The 2380-nt window shown below is 44.5% G+C and carries 3 protein-coding genes; 1 reads left to right on the top strand and 2 read right to left on the bottom strand.

The window, feature by feature from the left end; all coding sequences use genetic code 11:
- The coding region (locus PX636_RS07220; protein WP_288116607.1) for an LmeA family phospholipid-binding protein at positions 1-624 on the bottom strand (624 nt) is incomplete at its 3' end.
- Between the two features lie 157 nt (positions 625-781).
- Complete coding sequence (locus PX636_RS07225; protein WP_012266581.1) at positions 782-1588, bottom strand: TPM domain-containing protein; 807 nt, start codon at positions 1586-1588, stop codon at positions 782-784.
- A gap of 239 nt (positions 1589-1827) precedes the next feature.
- Here PX636_RS07225 and PX636_RS07230 point away from each other — a divergent pair.
- Positions 1828-2380: leucine-rich repeat domain-containing protein (locus PX636_RS07230; RefSeq protein WP_288116608.1), on the top strand; the 553-nt coding region annotated here is incomplete at its 3' end.

Raw genomic sequence — 2380 nt, forward strand, 5'->3', positions numbered from 1 at the left:
TAAATCGACAGTAAAAGGTTGCAAATCAATAGATAAATCTGGGGCTAAACCTTGCCATTGTCGGGGACTAATCCCTAAAGTGCGGGCATCTTCTAGGGTAATATCAGCGCTAAAAATTACTTCCGCACCTGTTTCTCTGTGGCCGAGAAGACAGAAATAACCCTGATTTAAGAGAACATTTTTCCAGTTAAAACGCTGTTGTGAGATAATTTCTCTGGCGTTAACAACTCCGTTATTTTCTAGGGAAAAAATTAGTAAATCGGCAAAAGCATTAATTAAAATAGTCGAGGCGATCGAATTATTTAAATCCTGCTCGTTAATTTCCACCTCACCGCTAACCCGAATAGGTTCCAAAATTTTTAGGGGTTTCCCTCGCAAAACCTGCCCAATATTAAGACGAATATTTTCCCCTCTTAATTGCGCTTTACCTAGATGTAACCCCTGATAAATCGCTTTTCCTACGGCTAAAAATACCCCGGGGATATAACCGCGCAAAATTTGCCGATCATGACCTTGCAGCTGCATTTCTAAATCTTCTATCTGTTCTACTTGCGTTCTTAAGAACAGACGTACTGCTGGCGGCAAAACCTTACTAATAATCTCACTTTGAGTATTGACCCACATAAACGTTATCTCACTCACTCCACAATGTTTCTAATTGTAACAGAGCTAGATCGATCGAACCATGAGGGGCTGCCGTCAGCTATCATTTATAGGTAAAAACTTCGCTACTTTCTTTTCACTGATTACTGATTACTGATCACTTAAAAGCCCCTAATTCTTAGGTTTTTGAGGCGTTGAGGGAATTAAAACGAGGGGAAAGATAGGCGACTAAAACCCCGAGGGCAAAACCGATTAAATTGCGGAAAAGGGGCAGTAATTCACTGGTGCGAGTAACCACCGGTCCGATGCCAAAAGCAACAAAGAGGATAAACCAGAGGGGAGAGACAATTAAAACCCATTGCCAAGCGAAAACCTGTCCTTCTTTGCGAGGAATACCGGCAAAACCGAAGACTAAACCGCCGACAATTGAGGTAATTAAAGTTAGTATCCACTGTTCCCTCGGTAAACCGGGGACCACCGCACAACCACCTTTAACTAAACAGCCTTTTACCGTGTCTAAGGATTGTACGATCGCATTATTTTCGCCATTTTCCCGGACAAAATACATATTACCGAAACGGGCCTGTAACTCGATCCAAAAAGTGCGGGGTAAAAATTCATAGACGGCATCACCAATACTAAAAGATAGTAGATTACCGCCGCGACCATCGGCCACTAGGAGAATACTTTTATCATCCAATCCCCAAAAATTAATCACTGCCCGGCCGGGGCTGCGGTCATATTGGGTTAAAACTCGCATTTTCCAGCCGGTTTCCCCTTGAAATGTCTCGATATCTCGGATTAATGCCTCTTCCTGTTTTGCGGGTAGATAATTGGCTAAATCAACGATCGGAGTGGCTTGATTGGGCAGTAATTCGGGATTATTCACCGCTAGAGCTTGATTTGGGCAGATAATCCAACCCAGACAGCTAATGACACCAATTACAAGAGCGATCGAGATTCCTCGGCAAAAACGATTGAGCATAGCACTTCTAGACAATGAGAATTTTTTCAGCAAGGGTGTAGGCTAACTTTCAGTTTCTTTACACTTATTTACTTTATCTTAAGGGAATTCTCAACTTTAGTCACCCAGTTATCGGTCATCAGATGCGAGTTTTCAGTTCACTCTCCAGAAACTCAACTCAAGCTGATGAGGTCTCAACCAGTGGCATTAACCGGATCTTTTGCCAAAATGGAGTAAATATAGTAGCGGGGGGATGGTCAATGACAGCACAGGAAGTATTAGAGTTAATTCAACGGGCAAAGGACAAAAGAGCGGGCGAGTTGGATCTGTCTGGCAGAAACTTAACAGAAATTCCCCCCGAAATCGCTCACCTCACCTCCCTGAAAAGCCTCTCTCTCAGCGATAACCAAATCAGCGAGATACCAGAAGCACTCGCTTACCTCACCTCCCTGCGATTCCTCTACCTCAACAATAACCAAATCAGCGAGATACCAGAAGCGCTCGCTCAACTCACCTCCCTGCAAGTCCTCAACCTCAACAATAACCAAATCAGGGAGATACCAGAAGCGCTCGCTCAACTCACCTCCCTGCAACATCTCTATCTCAGCGATAACCAAATCAGCGAGATACCAGAAGCGCTCGCTCACCTCACCTCCCTGAAAAGCCTCTCTCTCAGCTATAACCAAATCAGGGAGATACCAGAAGCGCTCGCTCAACTCACCTCCCTGCAAGACCTCGACCTCAGCAATAACCAAATCAGCGAGATACCAGAAGCGCTCGCTCAACTCACCTCCCTGCAAGTCCTCAACCTCA

The sequence above is a fragment of the Microcystis sp. M53598_WE2 genome, from assembly GCF_030067735.1.
In the GTDB taxonomy this organism is placed as follows: Bacteria; Cyanobacteriota; Cyanobacteriia; order Cyanobacteriales; family Microcystaceae; genus Microcystis; species Microcystis aeruginosa.

What these genes read in the sequence shown, in the direction of transcription:
- PX636_RS07225 (WP_012266581.1), bottom strand. Translation starts at nt 1,588, where the DNA reads ATGCTCAATCGTTTTTGCCGAGGAATCTCGATCGCTCTTGTAATTGGT.